Source organism: Streptomyces sp. NPDC090088, assembly GCF_044747345.1.
In the GTDB taxonomy this organism is placed as follows: domain Bacteria; phylum Actinomycetota; class Actinomycetes; order Streptomycetales; family Streptomycetaceae; genus Streptomyces.
In genome coordinates this window covers 373,793-399,082 of record NZ_JBIVDZ010000005.1, presented here as the reverse complement: position 1 = coordinate 399,082, position 25,290 = coordinate 373,793, and the positions used below count along the sequence as shown (strand labels likewise).

Sequence of the window (25,290 nt, the reverse complement as noted above, 5' to 3'; positions counted from 1 at the left end):
AACCTGGTTCACGAAACGTCCCGAACCTCGTTCGTGAAATTCGTGGGCGAAACCTTGTTATGGGTTGCCGAGCCGGTCCGTCTCCGTAGTGACAGCGGAGAAAGGAACCGAACGGCATGTACCAAAGTCGCGGCAAGCGGGCCCGGAGCAAGCGGCCCCGGTTGCGCATCGCGGCCCCGGCCGGCGTGGCGACCCTGATCGTCGTGGGTGGTGTCGCGACGGCGGCCACCGTGGCGGCGGGCTCCGGGGAGCAGACGGCCGACGCCAAGGCGGGCACGTACACCCTCGCGGTCGCGAAGAGCGGCCTGTGCATGGATCTCATCGGGGGCGGTTCGGCCTCCGGCACGCTGATCCAGCAGTGGGGCTGCGCCGCAGCGCAGAGCAACCAGCAGTGGACCCTGGTCGACCGCGGGTCGGGCAGGTTCACCATCAAGTCCGTGGCCAGCGGGCTGTGCCTCGACGTCCCCGACGCCTCCAAGGCGAGCGGGGTCCGCCTCCAGCAGTGGGGCTGCGGGACCGACCAGGCCAACCAGTTGTGGACGGTGAAGCCGGCCCGCGACAACACGTACCAGATCGTCGGCGTCAGCAGCGGCCTGTGCGTCAGCGACGCGGGGGCGAGCACCGCGCCCGGTGCCGCCGTCGTCCAGGAGACCTGCACCACCAACAGCAACAAGCGGTGGTCGCTGAAGGCGGTCGGCAGCACCCCGGCCGGCACGGGTTCCGCGTCCTCGGCGGGCTCGTCGGGCACGGCGGCTTCCTCGGGTACGACCATCACCGTGGCCGCGGACGGCAGCGGAGACGTCACCACCGTCCAGGCGGCGATCGACAAGGTCCCGGTGAACAACACCAAGCCGGTGACCATCGCCGTCAAGAAGGGCACCTACCGGGGCGTCTTCACCGTCCCGGCCGCCAAGCCCTATGTCACGCTCAAGGGCCTCGGCGCCGCCGCCTCCGACGTCGTGCTCGTGGAGCGGCACGCCGCCGGTGTGAAGAAGTCGGACGGAACGTCGTACGGAACCGGCGACAGCGCGACCGCCGCCGTGTACGGGCACGACTTCTCCGCGTCGAACCTGACCATCTCCAACGACTACGACTACGCGGCCGCCCCTAGCCAGGCGGTGGCGCTGAACCTCGACGCCGACCGGGCCGTGTTCACGAACGTGCGGGTCCTCGGCCACCAGGACACCCTGCTGGTCAACAACAACGCGCGGGCCTATGTCCGGAAGTCGTACGTGGAGGGCAACGTCGACTTCGTCTTCGGCGGCGGCACCGCGGTCTTCGACCAGGACGAGATCCACCACCTGGGCAACGGCGGCTACGTCACCGCGGCCAGCACTCCGGCGGCCAAGACCTACGGGTACCTCTTCTACAAGTCGGACATCACCGGAGACGGCGCCGCGGGCACCACCAGCCTCGGCCGCCCGTGGCGGCAGGACGCCCAGGTGCTCTACCGCGAGTCCACCCTCGGATCCTTCGTCAACACGGCCCAGCCCTGGAGCGACATGGGCACCGCCACCTGGAAGGCCGCCCGTTTCAGCGAGTACGGCAACAAGGGCGCGGGTGCGACGGCCAACGCCAACCGGGCGCAGCTGAGCGCGGCCCAGGCGGCGAACTACACCCCGGCGAAGTACCTGGCGGGCTCCGACGGCTGGAACCCCGTCACGGCCGCCGCCACCAGCACGCCGACGCCGACGGCCTCGACCACCTCGTCCGCCGTGGTCTGCAAGCCCACCTCCTACGGTGCGAAGGCCGACGGAACGACGAAGGACACGGCCGCCCTGCAGAAGGCGGTCAACGCCTGCGCGGGCAAGGGAACGGTGGAGCTGACCAGCGGCAGGTACCTCTCGGGTCCGCTGAACCTGGCGAGCGACCTCACCTTCAGGATCGACGCCGGGGCGACCCTGCTGGCCTCGCGGGACACCGCCGACTACCCCGTCACGGCAGGGAAGCTCGCACCGCTGCTGTCCGCGTCGGGCACGAAGAACCTCACCGTCACCGGCGCGGGGACCATCGACGGCCAGGGCGCTCCCTGGTGGGCCGTGATCAAGGCCGAGAAGGCGGCCGGCAAGACGACCCTGTCGGCCCGGCCGACCCTGGTCTCCGTCACCGACGCCACCAACCTGAAGATCAACGGCATCACCCTCAAGAACGCCCCCAACGTGCACATCGTGCTGAAGAAGGTCACCCAGGCCGCCGTCGACAGGATCACCATCTCCTCGCCCTCGGACTCCCCCAACACCGACGGGATCGACGTCTGGTCGTCGTCCGACGTCGCGGTGACCGACAGCACCATCGACGACGGCGACGACAACATCGCCATCGACTCCTCGCCGTCCGGCGGGCCCGCCCACGACATCTCACTGAGCAACTGCACGATCCTGCACGGCCACGGCCTGTCCATCGGCAGCTACACGGCGGGCGGTGTCTACGACATCGACATCCACGACAACACCCTCAGCGGCACCACCGCGGGCGTCCGGATCAAGACGGCGCGCGACCGCGGCGGCGACGTCCACGACATCACCTACCGGAACCTGAAGATGACCGACGTGACGACGCCCGTCCAGATCGTCGAGTACTACCCGAAGGTCCCCGCGGACGGCGACGCCGCCCAGGCGATCACCGGCACCACCCCGAACTACCACGGCATCACCGTCTCCGGCGTCACCGCGACCGGGGCGCGGGAGGCGGGCACGATCGTCGGCCTCCCGGAACAGCCGATCACCGGGATCACCCTGTCCTCGGTCACCATCAGCGCCAAGACCGGCCTGACCGTCCGCAACGCCACGGTGAGCACGAAGTCCACCACCGTCAAGCCGGCTTCGGGCTCGGCCTACCTGCTGCAGAGCAAGTCCACCGTCAAGTGACCGCATGACCCCGCAGGGGGCCAGGACCTCACCGAGGTCCTGGCCCCCTGTACCGAGTTCACCCGGCGTGTCGGCCGCCGCGCCCTTGGCTCATGCCCAGTGCGTGTCGTCCGCCGGCCGGTATGCCGACGGGTACGGGGCGTCGTACGGCGGCTGGTGCAGTGGAGCGGAGTACGCCGTCTGCTGGTACTGGTCGTCGTATCCGGGCTGCTGGAACGGAATGACGTTGTCCTGCTCCTCGTGCGAAGCCCCGCCGCGGTAACTGGAGACGAGGCCGCCCGCGGCTCCCAGCGAGACCAGGCCCATGCCGACGGCGGTCGCGATGCCCTTGGCGCCGTCCACCGTGAGGTAGGAGAACGCGGCGACACCGCCGTTGAACAGGAACAGGAACCACAGCACCGGCCGGGTCGACAGGAACGCCTTGATCTTCGGCTTCTTCGCGATGCGGGAACCCGTGACCAGCGAGACGGTGACACCGGCCAGCGTCGCGGCGGTCTTCTCCGTACCGTCCAGGAACGCACCCGCCCCGCCCATGCTGGTGGCGAGACCCGCCACGAAGAACGACCAGAGCAGCAGATCGGCGACGAACGACTTCAGGCGGGCAAACGGCGACTTCGACGCCATGGGATTTCCTCCGGGACGGGGGCTCGGTGCTGTCGGACTCTCTGCCGAATACGATCCCGTCGCCCGGCCGGCACCGGCAGGGAGCGGCCTCCCGAGTCGATGGTGTAGCCCGCTGCACCATCGCCCGCACCGGGCACGCATCCCTATCGTGGCGCCATGACGGACGAACAGCTCCCCGCGCGGGTCTTCCCGAATCGCTTTCCCGAGGCGGTGGACTCCCGGCCCGGGGCGCGGCAGGACCGCTGCCACTGCTTCAGCCAGGCCCGGGTGAGTCTGCCCGGCACGACGACGACCTTCCACGCCGACATCCAGGACACCAGCGCTCCGGGCTGGCTCCGGCTGCTGGAGCTGATCGACGAGGCGGCGGCCGACGGGCGGGAGGAGTTCCGCCCGCTGACGGAGCTGAGTCCCGAGGAGCGGCGGCAGATCGTGACGCTCCCGGCGTCGATCGGGCGGCTGACGGCGGTGCGGACCCTTGTGCTGTACGGGAGCAACCTGGTGCGGATACCCCCGGAGATCGGCGACATGACGAGCCTGGAGGAGTTCAGCCCGTACACCTCGCGGCGGCTGCACTGGTTCCCGTACGAAATCACGCGGTGCGGCCGGCTGGTGAACAGCACGGTGAGCACACGCTCGATCTACGGCAACTACAAGTACCGGCCGCCGTTCCCGCGGCTCCTCCCGCCCGGCGACACGGTCCTGGACCTCGACGGCCTGGCCCCTGCTCGCTGGGGTACGACCGCGGCCCGCACCTGCGGTGTCTGCACCGGGCCGGTCCCGGCGACGGGCCCGCACCAGGCGTGGCTCTCCCGGGTGGTGGCGACCGACGTCCTGCCGCTCCTGGTCAACGCCTGCTCCCAGGCGTGCCTGGACGCCCTGCCACCGGGAGCGCGGGGCCACGTTCCCGCGCCGCACCGGGGCGGGGCGGCCGAACAGCCTCCGCCGAGTACGACACCCAGGTTCTGACCGGGCGGTGGCGGGGCGCGGGTCGCGCTCAGAAGGCCGTGGTCCGTGACTCCAGATACCCCTTCAGGAAGGCGAGCTTCGCCTCGCTGTCCGCGGCGGGGATCGGGCGGAAGCCGTCTCCGATCTCCATCGTCAGCGCCTGGCCCGTCCGCAGGGCCGGCCAGGCCGGCAGTGAACGGCCGCTGTGGGCGGGGCTGTTCGGGTTGCCGGTGGCGGCGAAGTTCACCACGTACGAGGAGGTGAGGTCGGCGATCCTCCGGTCGTCGGCCGTCCAGGGGCGGTCGGTGCCGTCGAGGCCGCCGAACAGGTAGTACAGGTCGGCTCCGTGGTAGGCGCCGGCCGTCGAGGCGTCCTGGCCGGGCATGATCGGGTTGCTGGTGTCCGTGCCCGGCGGGACGTGGCTCCAGAAGTAGGTGTGGACGGGGCTGCGGTTGCCGGCCGTCTTCCTGAACTGGGTGCCCCACAGGAAGGTGGAGACCCGCTCCTCGTCCCGGGCGTAGGCGTTGTACCGGGCCGCCGCCTCGGTGTCGGTGGCGGCGGGATAGAGGGCGAGGAACTCCTCGGCCCGGTCGCCGAACGCGCTCGCCGCGTACGCCTGGAACTGGGCGACCGTCATGGCGGGCGTCGGGGAGGCGCCGTTCTCGTCCTTGTTGTTGCCGGTGTAGACCGGCACGTCGGTCTCGGACCGCGACTCCATCGCGCCGGTGTACGTCGTCGGCAGGACATAGCCGTCCAGGACGTTGCCGAAGCTCGTGCCGGCGCTCGGCGCTCCGGACGCGTAGACCTTGGCGACGATCTCCTCGGCGGACAGCTCCCGCAGCCGGGCGGGGCCGGAGGCTCCCATGTAGGCGGCGAAGGCGGTGCCGTTGGCCTCGGCGGCGGCCAAGGTGCTGTAGCCGCCCGCGACATGACCGAGCGCCGGGTCCTTGGTGTACTGCACGCCCGACGACAGCAGAGCCCGGTGGTAGAGGCCTCGGGCGAGCCGGGAGATCATCAGGATGTTGACGAACGACGAGCCGTGGGACCAGCCGGCGATGGTGACCCGGTCGGGATCGCCGCCGAACGCGGCGATGTTGCGCCGGACCCACTTGAGCACCGCGACGGTGTCCAGGACGCCCCAGTTCCCGGAGGCGCCGTGTCCCGACTCGGCGCTCAGCCCGGGATGGGCAAGGTTCCCGAAGGCTCCGACCCGGTGGTTGAAGGTGACGACGACCGCGCCCTTGGCCGCCAGGTTGGCACCGTCGTAGACCGGCTGCGAGGCCCACATCGCGCTGGCCCGGCCGCCGTAGATCCAGACGAGGACCGGGCGGCGTTCACGCGAAGGGGTCGCGCCGGTCCAGATGTTGAGGTTGAGGCAGTCCTCGCTCAGGGACGGGACCTGCTCGGCGGGGATTCCCGTGACGGGCTGCGGGCAGGCCGCACCCCAGGTGTCCGCCTTGCGGACGCCTTTCCAGGACGGTGCCGGCCGCGGGGCGCGCCAGCGGTTCTCACCGGCGGTGGAGGCCGCGTACGGGATGCCCTTGTAGACGGTGACCCCGTGCAGGCCCGCTGGGACACCGGTCACCCGACCCGACTCCGTGACCACCGGCCGATCGGCGCCACCGCGCTCGGCAGCCTCCGCCGGGCCGGCCGTCACACCGCCGACGAGGGCTGCTCCGGCGGCGGAGGCCGCGGTGCCGACGAGGAAGCGGCGACGGCCGAACGAGGTTCCGTCATGGTGCGGGGCAGAGGGATTTCGCGGACTCAAGGGGTCTCCCTGGCGACGAGGAAAGGGGGCCCGCCGACGCACGATCCGTGTACCGACCGGTCGGCGGATGATCGCCTCATGCTGGGCCCGCCGCGTGGCTGTCACAACAGCGCGGCGCGGACTCACAGCGTCCATGACGCAGCCTCAGATTGCGTGATGGACGGGTTGACACCCTTGCCTGACGGCGGCATGGACCGGGGCGGGTGGTCCCAGGGGGCGGTGGACGGGCATTCCCCGGCGCGCTCGCAGATGACCCGCCGCCGATGTCCACACCGTCAGCGCGGGTGTGGTGCGGCGCAGATACGCCTGGCTCGGTTGATGCGGGAACAGCACGCGATCGTCGTCGGTCTGCGTCCAGGTAGCGCGCTGCGGCGCAGGGCGAAGGCACCGGCTCGGGCACCGGGTCGTCGGGGGGGCACGGTCGATCAGTCTCCTGACGGGACAGGGGCCACGGGTCGATCGCGGTGGCGCCGGCCGGGTCAGCTCTCGGAGCCGGGGCCGGTGTGCCGCGTGGTCACCCGGTACCTCCTCACCACCAGGCCGAGCACGACGAGCAGTACGGCCCCGGTGGCCAGGCTCATGGGACCGGTGCCCAGCTGGAGGCCGTCACCGTAGGGCGCGGGTACGCCGAGCCAGTCGGCGAAGGACGCTCCCAGCGGACGGGTGAGGGTGTAGGCCACCCAGAACGCGACGACCTCGTTCAGCGCGAACCGGCGGTAGGCCAGGGCGGGAAGCAGGATGAGTCCGAGGAAGACGAACGTGGACGCCAGGGTGCCCAGCCCCAGTGGTCCGGCGGCCAGGTCACCGGCCGCAGTGCCGAGCGCGAAGGTGAGGATCACCGTGAGCCAGTAGAAGGTCTCGCGGGCCCGGCTGTCGATCGAGTGCATGTCCAGCGTCCCCTGGCCGCGCCACCAGGCGGCGAAGACCCCGGCCTGGAGAACCAGCAGCATCACCGTGGATCCCCACAGCGGCATGCCGAGATCCTGGTTCAGGAAGTCCGCCGACATGGTCCCGAAAATACTGACGGCCACGACGGTCAGCCAGTAGGCGAGCGGCGAGTACTTCCGCATGGACAGTTGTACCGCGAGACAGCCAGCGAGCAGAGCAAGGCCACCGAGGATCGCCGCGTCCCTGCCGATGCGGTCATTGAAGAAAACGTAGTCGGAGAATGCCTCGCCGAACGCGGTCGTCGCCAGTTTCGCCACCCAGAAGACCAGGGTGACCTCGGGAACCTTGACGGCGATGTCGAGTCGTGTCCGGTGCGGACGGATGGTCGTCACGTAATTGCTCCTTGTTTTCGTCCGTCGGCACCGGACGATCCGCCCGGGAAATTCCACCGGGCTTTCTTCCGGCACCGTGCGCACCACCGTAGGAAGCCCGGGGCCGCGGCGGATCCGACGATCGTCGCCATTTCCCGGAATGTGTACGACCTTCGGTTGATGCCGGCCGGTCACGCCGCCCGTATGGTCGGGGCTGTGAAAGACCACGCCCGGCCCGAACGTGTCAGCAGGCCCCGGATACCGCGGCCCCGGGTGGCGACGGCGGCGCTCTCGGCCGTCCTGCCGCCGGCCGCGTGCAGCGTGGTCGCGGTCCATCAGCTCCTGTACGACCACGCGCCCGCGAGCCACTGGCCGCTCGCGGCGGCGACGATCTGGATCCTGCTGCTGCGGCGCCGCGCGCCGGTCGCCGTGTTCTGGGCCTGCTGGGCGGGCACCATGGCGGGCTGGGCGCTCGGGGTGGGGCCCGGACCGGATTTCGCGGTGCTGGTGGCCCTCTACACCGTCGCCGCCGGGTGCGGACTGCGCGTCTCCCTGCCGTCCGCCGCCGCCACCGAGCTCGGGGTGGTGCTGGTGGCCATGGAGGTGGCTCCGCGGGGCAGTGTCAACGACGGGATCATCATCCTGACCGGCCTCGCGGCGGCCGTCTTCTTCCTGGGGACGACCATGCGCGCGCAGCGCCGGTATCTCGCCTCCCTGGAGGACCAGGCGCAACGGCTCCAGCGCGAGCGCGCCCAGCGCGAGCAACTCGCCACGGCCGCCGAACGCTCCCGGATCGCCCGCGAGATGCACGACATCGTCGCCCACGGGCTGGTGGTGGTGATCGCCCTCTCGGAGGCGGCGGCGGCCACCACGGCCACCAGTGCGGAGGACGCCCGCGACCAGATGCTGCGCAGCGCCGCGGCCGGCCGGGAGTCCCTGGCGCAGATGCGGCGCCTGCTGGGCATGCTCCGCACCGAGGAGGGCGTGGCCCTCGCTCCACAGCCCGACCTCCGTGCGCTGGAGGTGTTGCTCGCGGACACCCGCCGCGCCGGACTGGACGTCCGGCTGGAGGAGACCGGACCGCCTGCGGTCCGGCAGAGCCTCGGACCGGCGGCGCAGACCACCCTCTACCGAGTGGTGCAGGAGTCGCTGACCAATGTCGTCAAGCACGCACGCGACGCCTCCCGGGTCGACGTGCAACTGCGCTACGCGGCCGACACGGTCGGCTTCCGCATCACCGACGACGGGTCACCGGCGCACCCCGCGCCGGCCGGCAACGGCCTGACCGGAATGCGGGAACGGGTCGCGATGTTCGACGGCGACGTGAGGGCCGGGCCGGGACCGGCCGGCTGGTCCGTGGCGGGGCGGCTGCGCCTGCGCGAGTCCGGCAGCCGGACGCGGGTCTCCGCGGACCGGGAGCTTCCGGAGGCACAGGGATGACCGTCTCCGTGCTGCTCGCCGACGACCAGGCGCTGGTGCGCATGGCCTTCCGGAGCCTGCTGAACACCATGCCCGGCATCTCCGTGGTGGCCGAGGCCGCCGACGGCCGCGAGGCGGTCGAGGAAGTCCGCAGGCACCGCCCCGACGTGGTCCTCATGGACGTGCGCATGCCCGTGATGGACGGGATCGAGGCCACCCGCCTCATCTGCGACCAGGCCTCCTCCCGGGTGCTGATCCTGACCACGTTCGACATGGACGACTACGCCTTCGAGGGCCTGCGCGCCGGTGCCGCGGGGTTCCTGCTCAAGGACGTCCTGCCCGCGGTGCTCGGCGACGCGATCCGGGCCGTGGCCCGCGGCGACGCCGTCCTCACCCCGCGCGTGACCCGTGGCCTGGTCGACAAGTTCGCGCGGATCGCGCCCTGGCCGCACGACGAGGACGCCGGAAAGCGCTTCGCCCAGCTCACCGCCCGCGAGCAGGAGGTGTTCCACCTGATCGCCTCCGGACTGACCAACGCCGAGATCGCCGACCGGCTGCGCCTGACCGAGGCCACGGTCAAGACGCACATCACGCGGATCCTCGCCAAACTGCAGCTCAGGGACCGGGTACAGGTCGTGATCTTCTCCTACGAACACCGGCTCAGGCCCTGAGACAGCGGGACGTCCGGGAGTGCCGCCCGTCACTCCACCGAGTGGCGCGGACCGCCTTCGGCAGGAGAAGCGGCGGCGGGGCGCCTAGCCTGAGCGGGCGCCGAAAAGGGCCGGGACGTGCCGTCGGCGTAGGAGGGGAACATCTTGTGCCGGGGGACGCAGGTGGCGCACACGCCGATTCCGGACGACCCGCAGGGGGCGTCCGGCGCCCAGCCGCACGGGCAGGCCCCGACCGCACTCGACGCGGGCCCGGCCGTCACCGTCATCGATCCCGAGGGCCGTATCTGCCTGTGGAGTTCCGAGGCGCGGGCGCTCACCGGCCACCCGCCCTCCGAGGTCGTCGGCCGCGACCTCTCCGTACTCGCCGACCGCCCTGACGTTGACGGCCGGGCGCTCGTGACCGAGCTGGTCCGGGCCGGCGGTGGGGTCCGCACGGACTGGTTGCGCTGCCACGACGGCACCTGCCGCAGTGTCCGGTGGCGTGCCCTTCCCGTGCCGCTCGCCGCCGGTACCGGTCTGATCGCCGTGGCCTGCCACCACTCCCAGCCGCTCCACTGGTGCGACCCCTCGTCGGTCGACCTTCTCCTGCACTCCTCACCGGTCGGCCTGGCCGTTCTCGACACCGACCTGCGCTACCGCTTCATCAACGGCGCCCTCGCCGACCTCAACGGACTGCCCATCGCCGCGCACCTGGGCCGCCGCATCCTGGACGTCCTCGATCTTCCCGACCCACAGGCGTACGAGGGCATGCTCCGCCGGGTCACCGACGGCGGCGAGACGATCAAGAACCTGCACGTGGCCGCGATCAGACCCGACGGGACCCCGTACGCGGCGGTGGGAACCCTCTTCCCGCTCCGGAGCGCCGACGGACGCGTCCTGGGCCAGGCCGGTGTGGTGCACGACCTGGGCGGCACGAGAGCGGAGTTGTTGGACACCGCGCGAAGCCGGCGCCGCCTGGAACTGCTCAACCGGATCAGCGCCGGTCTCAGCCAGGAACTGAAGCTGACGAGCGTCGCGTCGAAGCTGTCGGCGGCCTGCACCCCGGCGTTCGCCCGCACCGTCACCGTGGATCTCCTCGCGAGCGCGGTGCGACCGGCCCCGGACACGTCCGCCCCACCGGGGATCCACCGGCTCAGCGCGTCCGCGGCGGACGGTCCCGCCCATCCGGAAGGGGATCTGCCGCGGGCCCGTGCGGCGTCGCCCCCTGTCAGCGAGTGCGTCCGCACGGCCGAGGTCGTCACCTTCCACGTCGACGCGGCCGGGGACCAGCCGCACCGCGGAGTCTGCGTACCGCTCCTGGCCGCCGGACACGTTCTGGGGGCGATCACCTTCTCCGGCCCCGGAGACTTCGACCCCGACGACGTGCTCACCCTGCGCGAGATCGCCGCCCGCACCGCCATGGCCGTCGACAACGCCCTGCTCTACCGCAGGGAGAGGCTGGCCACACTGACCCTCCAACGCCAGCTGCTGCCCGCCCGCCTGCCCGGGATCCCCTGGGCCAGGTCGGCGCACCGCCATCTCCCCGCGCAGAACGGGACTCTGGCCGGCGGCGACTGGTACGACGTCGTGCAACTCCCCGGAGGACGCGTGGGGATGACCGTCGGCGACGTGATGGGACACGGACTGGGGGCAGCCGCGGCCATGGGCCGATACCGCTCATCGGCTCGCGCTCTGCTGGCCGTCGGCCTGGAACCCGGTCAGCTCCTCACCCGGCTGGACGCACTGCACGGACCGGACGACGGAGCGGACAACCACCTCCCCGCCACCTGCGTCTGCGCGGTGTACGACGGAGTGACCGGAGACCTCGGGCTGGCCCTCGCCGGCCATCCGCCACCGCTGCTGATCCGTCCGGACGGATCAGCGGACACCTTGACGGCGGACCCCGGGCCGCCCGTGGGCATGGGGCTCGACCACACCTACGAGAACGTCCACCGCGCCGTCCCGTCCGGAAGCCTGCTGGTCCTCTACACCGACGGCATGATCGAGGACCGCGGCGCGCTCTTCGACCTCGACCAGGGCATCGCCATGCTCCGCCGGGCGGTCCACAGCACGGAGACACCCCTGGACGAGGTGTGCGACGCCCTGATGGCCGTACGCCCCGCCAACTCGCAGGACGACGCGACCCTGTTCGTGACCAGACTCACCCGCGTCCGGCCCGCGGCCTCCTGACCTGAGGCGGTGTCGTCCCCGCAGCAGTACGTCGGTGCCGGATGCACGCCGAGGAGTTTCGAGGCGGCCGGCTTCCTTCGAGCCGGTTCTCGGAACCCGTCGTTCCGGCGTTTCACCGGCACGGCCGAGCGGCTTGTGGCTTCGCGGCGAGTGGGCTCGGGTCAGGCGCCGGATCCGGACGTGGCTCTCGGGATGTGGGCGGAGGTGATCGTCATGGGCGTGCCGGTGACGGCGATGAGGTAGGTGCCGGGCCCATGGCCGCCGGGCATCGCGCGGAAACCCCCCGCGGGTTCCACGCGGTACTCGGCAGCGGTGTGCGGGGCCAGCACCGCGGGGCCCGAGGCGATCGTCCACCAGTTGGAGGCGCCCTGGCCGGTACGGCTCGCGAAGTGCGGCTGGAGCGCCGTACCGGTGGTGTTGACGGCCCGGACTTCGATGCCCGTGACCCCGACACGTGCCCCGTGCCTGGCGAAGTGCGGGGAGAGGCTCATGCGCAGCGGCGGTGGGCTCGCGGCGGCGATCACGACGCACGCGAGGGCGGGGGTGAGGGCGAGGGCCGCGACCATCGCCTTCGCGCGGCGGCCGGTGAGACGGGGCGGGCGCGGCTGCCAGGCATGGGCGAACGCGGCGGCCGGGACGGTGGCGGCGGCCGCCAGCCACAGCGGGGTCATCATCAGGAAGTAGCCGTCCTGGGAGCGCGTGGCCAGATAGAACGCGATCCAGGGCAGGACCGTGAGAGCGGGACCCAGCCGCCGGACGAACAGGAGTGTGGCCGCGAGCAGACCGAGCAGGAGCAACTGGCTGCCGTAGGAGTAGTAGTCGAGGCGGCTGCTGCCCGCGGTGAAGTAGTAGGAGATGCCCATCATTCCCTGGCCGTGCAGGATCGCCTTCTGCTCCAGAGGCAGCAGGATTCCGTTCAGCCAGGCCGAGAAGCCCTGGGCCGCGAAGTAGGCGTTGACCACGGACCAGGCGAGAGCGGCCGCGGCCGCGTAGCGGGTGGTGACCGCCAGCGCCCGTCGGGGGCCGAGTTCGCCACGGCGGACCGCGTAGAGGCCGATCAGGAGGAACGGCGCGAGGAACCAGGCGAGTTGTTGAGCGGCGCAGGCGGCGCCCAGACACGCCGCCCGCAGTACGCCCCGTGCTCCGAGGCGGCCGCCCGCACCCGTGCTCGGCCAGCGGACCACCACGGGGACGAGGAGGGCCAGAGCCGTGATCGCCGGATAGCCGGAGTAGGCGTAATGGGGCAGGATGCCGAACCCCAGGCAGACGGCCGTGGCCGCGGACCGCCAGGGCGCCGGCAGCAGGACCCACAGCAGGACCGTGGAGGCGAGGAGCGCCACGGTGGGAACCAGGGTGGCGGCCGCCGTGGAGTGGAGGACGGCGTACACCGGTGCGGCGAGCAGGGCGGTCAGCGGCGGATAGCCGTAGGTGTAGTCGGCGCCGCCGGACATGGTCTTGGTGATCCCGGCGCGGGGCGTGCTGAACAGCCAGGGCCACGGCTGACCGTAGACGCGGTGCCCGTGCAGGATCTCGCGCGCGGCCTGGGCGGTCAGCACGCCTTCGTCGGTGCCGGCGTGGTCGAGCAGATAACCGCAGCTCACCAGGGTGACAGCGGTGACCAGTACCAGCGCGTCGACCCGGATCAGCGACCGTGAGCCACGCACGAGAAGGCTGAGGACGGCACAGACCAGGATCGAGGCGTAGCAGACGGAGATGACGGCGGCCACCGGCGGGCTCGACGCCATCGCGGTGGTCCAGGCGGCGCGGGTGCCGATGAACAGGCTGATCGTGGCCACGAGTGTCATGCCCCGGTGCCACTGCTGGGGCCCGGCGTCGGGGACACCGGGGGTGGGGGCCGCGTGCGGGGGCGGTGCCACAGGGTGCGTCGCCGTACGACGGCGGGTCTCGACGCCCGTTCCACCACGATGGATGACGGCCAAGGACTGCTCTCCTCTGCGGCTGGGTTCGGAGGGTGGGATCCCGCCGGGCCGGAGGTCCGTCCGGCCGCCCCGGCAAGGGATGCACACATCCACCAGGCAGGGCAGGGACGAGTGGACGCCCCTGTTCGATCATCTGCCGTTCACCTGACGTCTACAAGGATGTAGTCGGTAAGCGGTTCGCTTGAAATGCCCCGCATCGGGGCGTGAGTTCTTACCTGCGCCTGCGCGTGGCGGGCTGATCGCCGCGGCTTCGTGACGTGCTTGCGGGGCGCCGCCGACCAGGCCGAAGAGCACCGCGGACAGCCAGTGGCCGAAGTCCATCCGCTCGCGGACCAGGTCGCCGGCGGCGGTGCCGAGGGCGAACGTGATCGGCGGCGGCCTCGGGAGAGGCGCCGCCGGTCGGGTCGTTCAGCCCATGTCCGTGAGGAGGGTGCCGAGTTCGGCCTGCTGCTGTGCGGACGGCATCGGCGCGTTCGGGTGGTCGATGCCGAAGGTCTTGAGGACCTGGTCCATCTGGGCGTCGAGGAACGTCCAGCCGGTGTTGTCCAGTGGCTGCAACGAGGCCTGGTCGGCGTCCCAGAGGTCCCGCAGTGACTGGGCGGCCGCGTGGGCCCCGGTCTCGTTCCCCGCTCGCGCGTCCTTGAGCGAGGTCGACGCGAGTGCCTTGAGCGCGGAGACCTTCGCGGGCGGGAACTTCTTCACGGCCTGGCCAGGGGCGAGATGAACGGTGGAGGTGGCGTCGGTCTCCGGCGCCGGGCCGACGTGCGGCTGGTTGTGCGCCCAGACCAGCAGGCTCCCGGTGGCGACGGCGATGAGCGCGAAGCCCGCCAGTGCGGTGCGCTCCCGGCGCGGGTTGACGCTGATCTGCGGGGTGTGCGTGGCCTCGTAGGTCTCGGTCACGTCGGGGCGCGTCACCGTCAGGTAGATGACGGTCGCCAGGATCAGGCCGAGGAAGATCAGACTGGTGGTGAAGGTGCCCAGCGCGAGGCCGGTCGGCTCGCCCGGCTGAGCGACCTTGGGGGAGCCGAGCCAGTCGCCGATGTTGGCGCCCAGCGGGCGGGTCAGGATGTAGGCGAGCCAGAAGGACAGCATCGGGTTCGCGCCGAACCTCCACAGCAGCATGATCGCCGCGATGAGGCCGAGCGGCAGCAGGACCGAGACTCCCGGGCTCCAGCCGGTGAGCTCCAGGGTCCAGTCGCCGGTCGCGGTGCCGAGCGCGAAGGTGACGAGGACGGTGAGCCAGTAGAACGACTCACGCGACAGCGTCGTGACCGAGTGGATCGAGAGGGTGCGCTCGCGCAGCCACCACATACCGAAGACCACGGCGAGCAGGACCGAGAACACGGCGGAGCTGATCCACAGGGGCACGCTGAGCTGGTCGGTCAGGATGTCGGTGTACAGCGTGCCCGTGACGCTGACCACGACCACGGTCAGCCAGTACGGGAACGGGACGTACCGCTTCAGCCGCAGCTGGACGGCCAGGACCACCACGAACACCGCGGTGAAGATCCAGGCGGTGTTCACCAGACCGACGCCCAGCTTCATGTTGATCCAGTCGGCGAAGCTCTCACCGACCGTCGTGCACAGGATCTTGATCACCCAGAACCAGACGGTGACCTCGGGAACCTTGTTCAGCAGGAGCCGCCCGCTGCGCGTGCGTGCCTCGCTCGTCGTTGTCATGCGACGAGGTTGGCTCGGCCAACCTGCACACAACCTGACTACGTGATCGCCTCCGGGGTGGGGAAGGTCACCTCCACGCGCCCGTGACCGTCCGCGACCGCACGGACCGCCACTCCCGCGGACGCGGCGAGACGCCGCACCACGGCCAGCCCCAGCCCGTGGCCGTCGCCGCTGGTCACGCCCGCCTCGAAGACCCGGTCGACCTCCGCCGGATCGAACCCCGGGCCGTCGTCGAGGACATCGATCACGACCCTTTCGGGCTGCACGCGCGCCGTGATCCAGACGCGTGAACTCGCATGCCGCAGGCCGTTCTCCAGCAGGGGTGACAACACGGCCACGACGAGTTCGGCCGCCACGGCGACGTCGACGTCGGCCGGGACGGCGAGTTCGACGGAGCGGCCGGCGATCGCCTGCCGTGCCGCCGCTCTGAGATCGCAGCGGGTACCACCCCCGATCCGGGTCCGGGCGGAACTCAGAATCGTCGTGACGGCCGCGTTCAGACGGTCGACCTCGGTCAGGACGAACGCCGGCGCCAGGGGGTGACCGGCGAGTTGCGCCAGCTGCGCCTCGCCCCGCAGGGCCGTCAGGGGGGTCCGCAGCTCGTGGGCGATCTCATCGGTGAGCCGGCGCTCGTCCGCGAGCGCGTTGTTCACGCGGTCGAGCAGGCGATCGAGAGTCCGCCCGAGTTCCCCGAACTCGTCGCGGGGAACACCGAGGTCGAATCGGCGCCCCGGTTCGTGATCGCCCCAGTCGTCCGCGAGCGCGGCCATTTCGTGGACCACCCGCAACGCACGGCCCACCACGAGGTGTGCGACCACGCCCGCGAGCAGGATCGAGATGCCGCCCAGCATCAGGGACATGGTCAGGCTGCGCTGCTCCGACGTCTCGTAGGGCGTCAGATCCACCCTCACGACCGCCATGACGTGATGGCCTTCGAGCAGGATCGGCCGGGCGTACAGAAGGTCACTGCCGACCGTGACGGTCTGGGACCGCCCTGAGCCGACGAGCGCGTCGACCCGGTCGAGAACACCGCCCGGCACGATCCCGTCGACGAGGTGTCCGTCGGCATACACCCACGAGACCGTGTCCAGCGCTTCGTTGCCGCTCTCGACCAGCACGACGTGGCCATTGCGCAGGGTCACGTTGGCCGCCACCGCCTCCGCGCGTGAACGCGCCAGCGCGTTCGCGTCGGACTCGGTCACCTGGCTCAGCAGCACGTGGGAGACCACCACCAGCACGGCGACGACCGCTGTCGCGATCAGGACCGCGAGGGCGACGACCCTCCCGCGGAAACCCGTCACTCCCATCGGTAGCCCACCCCACGGACCGTCGCCAGGCGATCGGCCACGCCCAGCGCACCGAGTTTGGTCCGCAGCCGGCGGACGAAGGAGTCGAGGGTGTTGTCGCTGACCTGCGCGCCATGGGGCCAACCGGCGGCGACGAGGGCATGGCGGCGTACCGCGTCGCCCTGGGAGGCGATGAGTCTGCCCAGCAGCCGGAACTCGGTCGGGGTCAGGCTCTCGCTCGTCGAACCGTGGATCACGACATGTTTCGCCGGATCGAGGACGACGCCCCTCGGCGGGGTCGTCGCGGTCGTTCTGCGCAGCAGGGCGCGGACCCTCACCAGCAACTCCGGGATGTCGAACGGTTTCGTCATGTAGTCGTCGGCTCCCGCCTCGAAGCCACCCACCTTGTGATGCATGCCGTCCAGAGCGGTGAGCATCAGCACCGGGGCGTCGACGCCCCGTGCCCGCAGCGCCAGGCAGACATCGCGGCCGTCGGCGTCCGGGAGCCCCAGATCGAGGACGACCAGGTGCGGGACCGGCTCGAGCTGTCGCAGCAGGCCGTCCGCCGTGGAAGCGACCGCGACCCTGTGACCGTCGTGCTCGAGTGCGCGCTTGAGGACGTCACGGACCGCCGCGTCATCCTCACAAACCACAATAAAAGCCACAGGCTGACCCTAGGTACTCCGGCGGTAGTTCTCCAAACCCCCTGACCCGGGCGCCGGTCAACCGCGGCTCCCACGGGACTTGGCGGCCCGGCGTCCGCGGTACACCTCGGCGGCGAGGGGGACCAGGGACACGACGACGATGAGCGCCACCAGCGGCAGCAGGTACCGGTCGACGTTCGGGATCGACGAGCCCAGCGCGTAGCCGGCGAGGGTGAGGCCGACGCTCCACACGAGGCCGCCGACGACCTGCCACAGGGTGAAGGTCCGCACCGGGACTTCGAGGGCGCCCGCCAACGGGTTCAGGACCGTGCGCACCACGGGCACGAAGCGGGCCAGCACGATGGCCTTCGCGTACCCGTACCGCTCCAGGAGTTCCTCCGCGCGTTTCGTTCCTTCGTGCAGGCGCGAGGAGTGACTGCGAGCCAGCAGCGCTCCGCCGGCCTTCCGCCCGAGCAGATACCCGCACTGCGCCCCGGCCAGCGCGCCGACCGCCGCCGCCACGAGCAGCGGGCCGAGGGACAGGCGCAGGCTCCCCTGCGCCGAGCCCGTGCAGAGCAGGCCGGCGGTGAACAGCAGGGAGTCGCCCGGCAGGAAGAACCCGACCAGCAGCCCGGTCTCGGCGAACATCACCACCGCCACGCCCAGCACGCCGAAGGCGGCGAGCAGCGAATGGGCGTCGAGCACGTTCACAGCCAGCTGGGAGGCGGCCGGAAACGGTGCCGTCATGGGACAGGGTCCTTTCGGAGGGACGAGTGCGGATGCTCCTCGGGGCACCCGGCCCCGGTGGCACTCCCACGATACGTCTCACCTCTACATGACGTAGTAGATGTTCGCGAGTCGTTCGATATCTCACACTCCGCCGGGGCCTCACACGCCACCGTTCCACCGGCCGGACAGGCGGTCAGGGCCGGTTTCCGGCCGAAGCGGCTTGCCGGGCAGGCTGTGCGGTGGCGGTGGGCTCGGCCGCGAGCAACGGGCGCAGCGCCCCATGACTCAGGGAGCCGACCAGCGGGGCGGCCCAGCGGCACAGCGCCCAGCTGACCAGGAAGGCGACGGGGAGAGCGAGGACCGCGGAGGCGAGGACGTCATGGGGGTAGTGGGCGCCGACGTAGACCCGGCTGAAACCCTCCAGTACGGCGAACGCGGCGGCGACGGCACTGAGCCGGCGGTCGAGCAGGAAGAGCGCCGCCACGGTCGCCGCGGCGACGGTGGCGTGCCCGCTGGGGAAGGCGTAGTCCGACGGTGCCGGGCAGGTGTCGACGAAGTAGGCACGGGGCATCGACCGGCAGGGCCGCACCTCCCCGACCAGCTTCTTGACGACCTCGGCGGCGGCGAAGGCGGCCAGGACGGCGACCGGTGCGGCCAGCGCGAGGGTCATCGCCCGCGGGCCGCGGCGCCGCGCGGTCCACCAGCCCGCGATCATGAGGATGGCGAAGACCCCGAGACCGAGGTTGGTCCACAGTTCCATGGGCGTGTTGAGCCACTTGGTGTCACGGGCGAAGTCGGTGACCGAGGTGAACAACGAGCCGTCGATGCCGGATCCGTCGAGAGCCAGTTGCGCGGTGGCGGCCGCGGCCATAGCGAGACGTCCTTTCGTCCTGGTGGGCACGCGTCAGCGCGCCGCATGCCCACCGGAGTGAGCGAGGGGCAGGGGCGCGGGCCGCGTCACCGGTCACCTCCTGTACATGAGGTGACGTCCAGATGACATCGCGGCGACGCCGGAGCGATCACCGATCAAATCTACTACATCTTGTAGATTCGAGGGTGCCGGGCCATCACCGCGCAGTCCGTCGGCTCACCGGGACTCCCCCTCGACCTCCCGCGCCGCCTCTTCCCGGCCGACGGGAACCAGCAGCGTGAAGGTGGCCGGAAGGCCCTTGGTCAGGGAGAGCCTGCCGCCCAGGGCCGCGGCCAGATCGCGGGCGAGGGCCAGGCCGATGCCCGTGCCGTGCCCGTTCCCGCTGCGCCCGCGGTCGAAGAGCCGGGCGGGCTCGCCCGTCACCGCTCCTTCGTCGCTCACGTCGAAGGCGAGGACGTCGTCCAGGTCCCGCACCGTCAACCGGACCGTGCCGTGCCCGTGCACCCGGGCGTTGTCCAGCAGGATGCCGAGCACTTCCGACACGGGCGCGCCCGGAATCCGCGCGTCGGCCGGTGCGTCCCGGACGGCGCACTCCAGGCGCCTGCCGTCCTGGGCGAAGAGGCCGTGCCACCGCTCCTCCGTCTCCCGCAGCAGCTGCCGTACCTCGGTCGTCGCGGCGGTGGGGCGGGCCGCCTCCCCGGAACGGGACAGCCGCAGGACCTCCTCGACCGTGTGGTGCAGGCGTTGCGTGGTGGCCAGGGCCTCGGTCAGAACGGGCCGCAACCGGGCGTCGTCCTCCTGGGTCAGGCCCGCCTCCAGGGCGAGTTGCAGGCCGGTGAGCGGGGTGCGCAGCTGGTGGGAGGCGTTGGCGGCGAAGTCCCTTTCGTGGCGCAGGAGTTCGGCAAGGCTGTGCAGCATCTCGTTGTGGGTGCGGGCGACCTGGTCGATCTCGGCGATGGGGCTCGGTGCGGCCCGTGCGGTCAGGTCGCCCTCGGTCACGGCCCGGCAGTGGCGGGAGAGTTCCTCCAGCGGAGCGGCCAGCGCCCGGGCCTGGCGGCGGGCGACGAGGACGGCGACGGCCAGTGCGAACACCGCCACGCCGAGCAGGACCGCCCACGCGGTGAACACCCGGTCGCGTACGGCCGCGACGGGGGTCGAGGCCCGTACGACGCCGATCACCCGCTCGGCATGGGCGACGGGTACGGCCACGACGAGGTCGCCGCCCGCCCGGCCCCGCGCCACCTCACCGGTCAGGGCGTGCCGGACCGGGGTGCCGCCCGGCCGGGGCCCGCTGCCCGCGCGCAGTACCGAGTGCGGGTCGTACAGGCCGAGCCGCCCGCCGGCCGGGGGCGCGGGCAGTTCCACCGGATCGCCGCTCACGTAGTCCGGACTCACCCGTACCGCGCCGGCCAGGGCCGCCCGCTCCAGGGTGTCGCGCTGGTCCGCGTACAGGGACGACCTGATCGCCAGGGCCAGCGGCACGGCGAGGAGGACGACGGCGACCAGAGCGGCGGTCAGGGCGACTCGCACCACGCGCTGTCTCATGCGCCCATCATGCGGGCCGTTCACCTGGGCGGATGCACTGCGCCACACGGTTTTGCCGTCGTCTAACCCGCGGCGGGCGGGGCGTTAACCGGCGGCTTCCTAGCGTCGGTGCCATGACCGTCCGGTCAGCGGAGTTCCCTGGAGGGCAGTGGCCATGGCAGCACACACAAGGACGTACGCCGTCGTCGGGCTGAGCGTCGTGGCGGCGGTGACCGCGGGCTGTTCCGGGTCCGGGTCGAGCACCGGTTCCAGTACCCCCGCGTCCGGTTCCTCCACCGTCAGCGGACAGAACAAACCGGCGCCCACCGAGTCCAATCCGCCCGGCGACATCCCCGACAACCAGGTGTACGTCTCCTACCGGCCGAGCGGCGGTTCCTTCACCGGCTTCACCCTGAAGGTGCCCGAGGGCTGGGCCCGCACCAGCCAGGGCGGCACCACCGCGTTCACCGACAAGCTCAACACCGTGCGGATCGCCGCGGTCACCGCCTCCGGTGCGCCGACGGCCGGCTCGGTCACCAACACCGTCGTACCCCGACTTCGGTCACAGGTACCGAAGTTCGCCGCGCCCAGGGTGAGCGAGGTGCCCCGGCACGCCGGCCGGGTGGTCCTGCTCACCTACCAGGGCGACTCGGCCAAGGACCCGGTCACCGGAAAGGTGGTGCGGGACGCGTTCGAGCGGTACGCGTTCTACCGCGCGGGGCACGAGGTGGACGTGACGCTGTCCGGACCGGTCAAGGCCGACAACGTCGACCCGTGGCGCACCGTCAGCGACTCCTTCACCTGGCAGTGAGCCCCATGTCCGACACCACACACACCGGCGGCGGCTCCGACGATGTCCTCACGGCCCGCGAGCTCTACCGCTTCTACCGGGCCGGGGAAGAGGAGACACTCGCGCTGCGCGGGGTGTCCCTGCGGGTACGACGGGGTGAGACGGTCGCGGTCGTGGGCCCGTCCGGGGCCGGCAAGTCGACCCTCCTGGCATGCCTCGCCGGACTCGACGAGCCCTCCGGCGGCGAGGTCCACGTCGACGGCGTACGCATCAGCCACCGGCCCGAGACCGAGCGGGCCCGGCTGCGCGCCCGGCACATCGGTGTCCTGCTGCAGAGCCGCAACCTGCTGCCGCACCTGAGCGTGCGCGACAACGTCCGGCTGCCGCAGCGGGCGCGGGGCCGCAGGGCCCCCGTGGCGGCCGGGGAACTGCTGGACCGGGTGGGGCTGGCCGCCCGGGCGCACGCCCTGCCGCGCCAGTTGTCCGGCGGAGAGCTCGCGCGGGCCGGGCTGGCCGTGGCGCTCGCGAATGCGCCCGCCGTCCTGCTGGCCGACGAGCCGACCGGTGAACTGGACGGGGAGACCGAGCAGTTGGTCCTGTCGATGCTGCGGGAGCGGGCCGCGGAGGGGTGCGCGGTGCTGATCGTCACGCACAGCCGGGAAGCCGTCCGCGTCGCGGACCGGGTGATCACTCTGACGGACGGGAAGGCCACCGATGTCCGGCGGCAGGATCACGAGGAGGCCCGCGATGCCGTCGGATGAGACGCTCGTCAGCTGCGCGGACGCGGCCCTGACCTTCGGCCGGGGAGTGCAGTCCGTGGTGGCCGTGCACGGGGCCGACCTGGAGCTGAGGGCCGGGGACCGGCTCGCCGTCGTCGGCCCCTCGGGGTCGGGCAAGAGCTCGCTGCTGCACCTGCTCGCGGGGCTGGAACAGCCCACCAGCGGCACGGTCACCCGGGCCGCCTCCCTCGGGCCGTACGGCATCGGTCTGGTCTTCCAGGGCGACAGTCTGATCCCCGCCCTGAACGTGGTCGAGAACACCGCGCTCCCCCTGGTCCTCGCCGATCGTCCGGAGGGCGAGGCGCGACAGTGCGCGCTCGCGGCCCTCGCCCTCGTGGACGCCGCGGACCTGGCCGACCGGCTCCCCGAGGAGATCTCCGGCGGCCAGGCCCAGCGGGTGGCCGCCGCCCGGGTCCTCGCCCAGGCGCCGCGCCTGATCCTCGCCGACGAACCCACCGGCCGGCTCGACCACGCCACCGGAACCCGCGTCCTGGACGCCCTCCTGACGGCCGCCGACCACACCGGCGCGGCCCTCGTCGTCACGACCCACGACCCGGCCGTCGCCGCCCGGCTCACCGTCCGCCGCAGCATGCGCGACGGACGCCTGCTCGCACCTCTCGCACCCGAGGAAGTGTCATGATCGCCGCATGGGCCCGCGGACTGACCCGCCACCGCACCGGACGGCTGCTGGCCGCCCTGACCGGCATCGCGCTCGCGGTCGCCCTGGTCGCCGCGCTCGGTTCCTTCCTCACCGCGTCGAAGGCGACCATGACCCAGCGCGCCGTGCGCTCGGTCGCCGTGGACTGGCAGGTCCAGGTACAGCCCGGCGCCGATCCGAACGCCGTCCGGTCCCTGGTGGCCGGGGCCCGGGGCACCCGCGCCGCCCTGCCCGTCGGCTTCGCGCACACCAGCGGCTTCACCGCCCGCGTACAGGGCAGCACCCAGACCACGGGACCCGGCATGGCCCTCGGCCTGCCCGACGGCTACCGCGCCCGCTTCCCGGACGCCCTGCGCACGCTCTCCGGCTCCGGCACCGGTGTCCTGCTGGCCCAGCAGACCGCCTCCAACCTGCACGCCGCCCCCGGCGACACCATCGGCGTCCGGCTGCCCGGCGCCGGTCTGCGCCAGGTGAAGGTGGACGGTGTCGTCGACCTCCCCCAGGCCGACTCCCTCTTCCAGACCGTCGGTGCCCCCAGCCAGTCCCAGCCGACCGCGCCCCCGGACAACGTCGTCCTGCTGCCCGCCGCCCGGTTCGCGGCCCTGACCCACGGCGCGACCGGGGTCACCACGCAGATCCACGCGGCCCGCGACAACACCCGGCTGCCCTCCGACCCGGCCGCCGCCTACACCTCCGTCACCGGCGCCGCCCACAACCTCGAAGCCCGCTCCTCGGGCACCGCCCTGGTCGGCAACAACATCGGTGCCGCCCTCGACTCGGCCCGCCAGGACGCCCTCTACGCCCAGATCCTCTTCCTCTTCCTCGGCGTGCCGGGCGCGGTACTGGCCGCCGCGCTGACGGCGGCGGTCGCCTCGGCCGGCGGCGAACGGCGCCGTCAGGAACAGGGGTTGCTGCGGCTGCGCGGGCTGCGGCCCCGCCAGATCACCGCGCTCGCCGGCCTGGAGGCCGCCCTGATCGGCCTGGTCGGCGGCCTGGCGGGACTGGGCGTCGCCGCCCTCACCGGCCGGCTCGCCTTCGGCACCGCCTCCTTCGGCGCGAGCGCCGGAACCTGGTCCCTCTGGTACGCGGTCGCCTTCGTCCTCGGCGTCGCGGTGGCCGCGGGCGCCGTCCTCGTCCCCGCGCTGCGCGACCTGCGCGCGGTCACCGTCGCCGACACGCGCAAGCAGGAGGAAGTACGACGCTCCCGGTCGCCCTGGTGGATGCGCTACGGCGTGGACCTCGTCCTCCTGATCGGTTCGTGGCTCGTCTTCCGGGCCTCCTCCGGCAACCAGTACGCACTCGTCCTCGCCCCCGAGGGCGTCCCCAGCATCTCCGTGTCGTACTGGGCCTTCCTCGGTCCCGCCCTGCTGTGGATCGGCGCGGCCCTGCTGCTGTGGCGCCTCACCCTGCTCGCCCTCACCCACGGCCGGACCACCCTGGCCCGGCTGGTCCGGCCGTTGACCGCGACCCTGGCCGGTACCACCGCGGCCGTCCTGGCCCGGCGGCGCCGACCGTTCGCCCGGTCGGTGGTGCTGCTCGCCCTCGCCGTCTCCTTCGCGATCTCCACCGCCGTCTTCAACGCGACCTACCAGCAGCAGGCCGAGGTCGACGCCCGGCTCACCAACGGCGCCGACGTCACCGTCACCGAGCCCCCCGGCGCCCAGGTCCCGCCCACCGCCGGGAACAGCCTGAAGATCTCCGGCGTACGGCATGTCGAACCGCTCCAGCACCGTTTCGCCTACGTCGGCTCCGACCTCCAGGACCTCTACGGCGTCCGGCCGGACACCATCGCGGGGGCCACCTCCCTCCAGGACGCCTACTTCGCGGGCGGCACCGCCCAGCAGCTGATGCGCCGCCTCGCCCAGCGCCCGGACAACATCCTGGTCAGCGTCGAGACCGTCAACGACTTCCAGCTCTCCCCCGGCGACACCCTCAACCTGCGCGTCCAGGACGCCCGTACCAAGGCGCTGCGCGCGGTCCCCTTCCACTACGCGGGCATCGCCAAGGAGTTCCCCACCGCCCCCAAGGACAGCTTCTTCGTCGCCAACGCCTCCTACATCGCGAAGGCCACCGGCAGCGACACGGTCGGCGCCTTCCTCCTCGACACCGGCGGCACGAACCAGCCGGGGATCGCCGGTCAGCTGCGCAAACAGCTCGGCACCGGGGCCACCGTCACCGACCTCACCCAGACCCGCGGCACCGTCGGCACCAGCCTGACCTCCGTCGACCTGGCCGGCCTCACCCGCATCGAGCTCGCCTTCGCCGTCCTGCTCGCCGCCGGAGCCGGCGGTCTCGTCCTCGCCCTCGGACTCGCCGAACGGCGTCGCACCTTCGCCGTCGCCACCGTCCTCGGCGCCCGGCCACGCCACCTGCGCGGCATGGTCCTCTCCGAGGCCCTGCTGCTGGCCGCCGGCGGTCTGGCCGGTGGCGCCCTCATCGGCTGGGCCCTGTCGGAGATGCTGGTCAAGGTCCTCACCGGGGTCTTCGATCCGCCACCGGCAGCCCTGTCGGTCCCCGGGGCCTATCTCGCGCTCACGGGTGCGGCCGCCCTCGCCGCCGTCCTCGCCGCGGCCCTGAACGGCATCCGCGGCAGCCACCGCCCCGCCGTGGAGGAGCTCCGGGACCTGTGACCCCGGCGTACACCGGCGACGGGCCGCTCGCCGCCAC

At 72.0% G+C, this 25,290-nt stretch carries 19 protein-coding genes; 9 read left to right on the top strand and 10 right to left on the bottom strand.

Translation table 11 applies throughout. From position 1 onward, the window contains the following. The first annotated feature begins 116 nt into the window (after positions 1-116). On the top strand, positions 117-2,867 hold the full coding sequence (locus tag ACIPSJ_RS25740) for a pectinesterase family protein (RefSeq protein ID WP_401349325.1): 2,751 nt from the start codon (positions 117-119) through the stop codon (positions 2,865-2,867). Positions 2,868-2,957: 90 nt separating this feature from the next. On the opposite strand, the gene ACIPSJ_RS25735 is transcribed toward ACIPSJ_RS25740, so the two are convergent. After that, positions 2,958-3,491 carry a hypothetical protein gene (locus tag ACIPSJ_RS25735; protein ID WP_401349323.1) on the bottom strand — a complete coding sequence of 178 codons (534 nt, stop codon included), beginning with the start codon at positions 3,489-3,491 and terminating at the stop codon, positions 2,958-2,960. A gap of 156 nt (positions 3,492-3,647) precedes the next feature. Here ACIPSJ_RS25735 and ACIPSJ_RS25730 point away from each other — a divergent pair, with 156 nt between their 5' ends. Beyond that, entirely contained in the window at positions 3,648-4,457 is an 810-nt protein-coding gene (locus ACIPSJ_RS25730) for a leucine-rich repeat domain-containing protein (protein WP_401349322.1), read from the top strand. A 28-nt stretch (positions 4,458-4,485) separates the two neighbouring features. On the opposite strand, the gene ACIPSJ_RS25725 is transcribed toward ACIPSJ_RS25730, so the two are convergent. Together ACIPSJ_RS25725 and ACIPSJ_RS25720 are read right to left on the bottom strand one after the other, a co-directional pair. Then, complete coding sequence (locus ACIPSJ_RS25725; protein WP_401349319.1) at positions 4,486-6,204, bottom strand: carboxylesterase/lipase family protein; 1,719 nt, start codon at positions 6,202-6,204, stop codon at positions 4,486-4,488. Positions 6,205-6,683: 479 nt separating this feature from the next. After that, on the bottom strand, positions 6,684-7,484 hold the full coding sequence (locus ACIPSJ_RS25720; RefSeq protein ID WP_401349318.1) for a hypothetical protein: 801 nt from the start codon (positions 7,482-7,484) through the stop codon (positions 6,684-6,686). Positions 7,485-7,679: 195 nt separating this feature from the next. On the opposite strand from ACIPSJ_RS25720, the gene ACIPSJ_RS25715 reads away from it, so the two are divergent. The 3 genes from ACIPSJ_RS25715 to ACIPSJ_RS25705 all read left to right on the top strand — a co-directional run bounded on the left by ACIPSJ_RS25715 (position 7,680) and on the right by ACIPSJ_RS25705 (position 11,722). Further along, positions 7,680-8,903 carry a sensor histidine kinase gene (locus ACIPSJ_RS25715; protein ID WP_401349316.1) on the top strand — a complete coding sequence of 408 codons (1,224 nt, stop codon included), beginning with the start codon at positions 7,680-7,682 and terminating at the stop codon, positions 8,901-8,903. Then, positions 8,900-9,553 (top strand): response regulator transcription factor, encoded by a 654-nt coding sequence (locus tag ACIPSJ_RS25710; protein ID WP_359219961.1) that lies wholly within the window; start codon positions 8,900-8,902, stop codon positions 9,551-9,553. The genes ACIPSJ_RS25715 and ACIPSJ_RS25710 overlap by 4 nt, the downstream gene beginning before the upstream one ends. A gap of 162 nt (positions 9,554-9,715) precedes the next feature. After that, positions 9,716-11,722 carry a SpoIIE family protein phosphatase gene (locus ACIPSJ_RS25705; protein WP_401349314.1) on the top strand — a complete coding sequence of 669 codons (2,007 nt, stop codon included), beginning with the start codon at positions 9,716-9,718 and terminating at the stop codon, positions 11,720-11,722. Positions 11,723-11,883: 161 nt separating this feature from the next. Here ACIPSJ_RS25705 and ACIPSJ_RS25700 read toward each other — a convergent pair whose 3' ends face one another. The 7 genes from ACIPSJ_RS25700 to ACIPSJ_RS25670 form a co-directional block, all read right to left on the bottom strand. Beyond that, the gene (locus ACIPSJ_RS25700; protein WP_401350100.1) at positions 11,884-13,527 is read right to left on the bottom strand and encodes a hypothetical protein; all 1,644 of its coding nucleotides are present in this window, start codon (positions 13,525-13,527) and stop codon (positions 11,884-11,886) included. A gap of 543 nt (positions 13,528-14,070) precedes the next feature. Next, positions 14,071-15,342 (bottom strand): hypothetical protein, encoded by a 1,272-nt coding sequence (locus ACIPSJ_RS25695; protein WP_401349312.1) that lies wholly within the window; start codon positions 15,340-15,342, stop codon positions 14,071-14,073. Positions 15,343-15,380: 38 nt separating this feature from the next. Beyond that, complete coding sequence (locus ACIPSJ_RS25690) at positions 15,381-16,649, bottom strand: sensor histidine kinase (RefSeq protein ID WP_401349310.1); 1,269 nt, start codon at positions 16,647-16,649, stop codon at positions 15,381-15,383. Then, positions 16,640-17,293: a response regulator transcription factor gene (locus ACIPSJ_RS25685; RefSeq protein WP_365691744.1), complete on the bottom strand. Its 654-nt coding sequence runs from the start codon at positions 17,291-17,293 to the stop codon at positions 16,640-16,642. Before ACIPSJ_RS25685 ends, ACIPSJ_RS25690 begins: the two co-directional genes overlap by 10 nt. Positions 17,294-17,350: 57 nt before the next feature. Beyond that, positions 17,351-18,019: a DedA family protein gene (locus tag ACIPSJ_RS25680; protein ID WP_401349309.1), complete on the bottom strand. Its 669-nt coding sequence runs from the start codon at positions 18,017-18,019 to the stop codon at positions 17,351-17,353. 175 nt (positions 18,020-18,194) lie between these two features. After that, the gene (locus ACIPSJ_RS25675) at positions 18,195-18,872 is read right to left on the bottom strand and encodes a phosphatase PAP2 family protein (protein WP_401349307.1); all 678 of its coding nucleotides are present in this window, start codon (positions 18,870-18,872) and stop codon (positions 18,195-18,197) included. Positions 18,873-19,088: 216 nt separating this feature from the next. Beyond that, entirely contained in the window at positions 19,089-20,417 is a 1,329-nt protein-coding gene (locus tag ACIPSJ_RS25670) for a histidine kinase dimerization/phospho-acceptor domain-containing protein (protein ID WP_401349306.1), read from the bottom strand. Between the two features lie 154 nt (positions 20,418-20,571). Here ACIPSJ_RS25670 and ACIPSJ_RS25665 point away from each other — a divergent pair, with 154 nt between their 5' ends. The 4 genes from ACIPSJ_RS25665 to ACIPSJ_RS25650 are packed head-to-tail and all read left to right on the top strand — an operon-like array spanning position 20,572 to position 25,253. Next, a complete protein-coding gene (locus ACIPSJ_RS25665) occupies positions 20,572-21,207 on the top strand; it encodes a hypothetical protein (RefSeq protein WP_401349304.1) in 636 nt (211 codons plus the stop codon). A gap of 5 nt (positions 21,208-21,212) precedes the next feature. Then, entirely contained in the window at positions 21,213-21,947 is a 735-nt protein-coding gene (locus ACIPSJ_RS25660; RefSeq protein WP_401349302.1) for an ABC transporter ATP-binding protein, read from the top strand. Continuing rightward, positions 21,934-22,605, top strand: coding sequence for an ABC transporter ATP-binding protein (locus tag ACIPSJ_RS25655; RefSeq protein ID WP_359219941.1), 672 nt, complete (start codon positions 21,934-21,936; stop codon positions 22,603-22,605). The genes ACIPSJ_RS25660 and ACIPSJ_RS25655 overlap by 14 nt, the downstream gene beginning before the upstream one ends. After that, a complete protein-coding gene (locus ACIPSJ_RS25650) occupies positions 22,602-25,253 on the top strand; it encodes an FtsX-like permease family protein (RefSeq protein ID WP_401349299.1) in 2,652 nt (883 codons plus the stop codon). Before ACIPSJ_RS25655 ends, ACIPSJ_RS25650 begins: the two co-directional genes overlap by 4 nt. Positions 25,254-25,290: the final 37 nt, after the last annotated feature.

Excerpts from the sequence above, each read along its gene's own strand:
- ACIPSJ_RS25710 (WP_359219961.1), top strand. The coding sequence starts at position 8,900 with ATGACCGTCTCCGTGCTGCTCGCCGACGACCAGGCGCTGGTGCGCATG.
- ACIPSJ_RS25740 (WP_401349325.1), top strand. The coding sequence starts at position 117 with ATGTACCAAAGTCGCGGCAAGCGGGCCCGGAGCAAGCGGCCCCGGTTG.
- ACIPSJ_RS25690 (WP_401349310.1), bottom strand. The coding sequence starts at position 16,649 with ATGGGAGTGACGGGTTTCCGCGGGAGGGTCGTCGCCCTCGCGGTCCTG.
- ACIPSJ_RS25650 (WP_401349299.1), top strand. The coding sequence starts at position 22,602 with ATGATCGCCGCATGGGCCCGCGGACTGACCCGCCACCGCACCGGACGG.
- ACIPSJ_RS25695 (WP_401349312.1), bottom strand. The coding sequence starts at position 15,342 with ATGACAACGACGAGCGAGGCACGCACGCGCAGCGGGCGGCTCCTGCTG.
- ACIPSJ_RS25655 (WP_359219941.1), top strand. The coding sequence starts at position 21,934 with ATGCCGTCGGATGAGACGCTCGTCAGCTGCGCGGACGCGGCCCTGACC.
- ACIPSJ_RS25660 (WP_401349302.1), top strand. The coding sequence starts at position 21,213 with ATGTCCGACACCACACACACCGGCGGCGGCTCCGACGATGTCCTCACG.
- ACIPSJ_RS25730 (WP_401349322.1), top strand. The coding sequence starts at position 3,648 with ATGACGGACGAACAGCTCCCCGCGCGGGTCTTCCCGAATCGCTTTCCC.
- ACIPSJ_RS25675 (WP_401349307.1), bottom strand. The coding sequence starts at position 18,872 with ATGGCCGCGGCCGCCACCGCGCAACTGGCTCTCGACGGATCCGGCATC.
- ACIPSJ_RS25735 (WP_401349323.1), bottom strand. The coding sequence starts at position 3,491 with ATGGCGTCGAAGTCGCCGTTTGCCCGCCTGAAGTCGTTCGTCGCCGAT.
- ACIPSJ_RS25680 (WP_401349309.1), bottom strand. The coding sequence starts at position 18,019 with ATGACGGCACCGTTTCCGGCCGCCTCCCAGCTGGCTGTGAACGTGCTC.
- ACIPSJ_RS25700 (WP_401350100.1), bottom strand. The coding sequence starts at position 13,527 with ATGACACTCGTGGCCACGATCAGCCTGTTCATCGGCACCCGCGCCGCC.
- ACIPSJ_RS25665 (WP_401349304.1), top strand. The coding sequence starts at position 20,572 with ATGGCAGCACACACAAGGACGTACGCCGTCGTCGGGCTGAGCGTCGTG.
- ACIPSJ_RS25670 (WP_401349306.1), bottom strand. The coding sequence starts at position 20,417 with ATGAGACAGCGCGTGGTGCGAGTCGCCCTGACCGCCGCTCTGGTCGCC.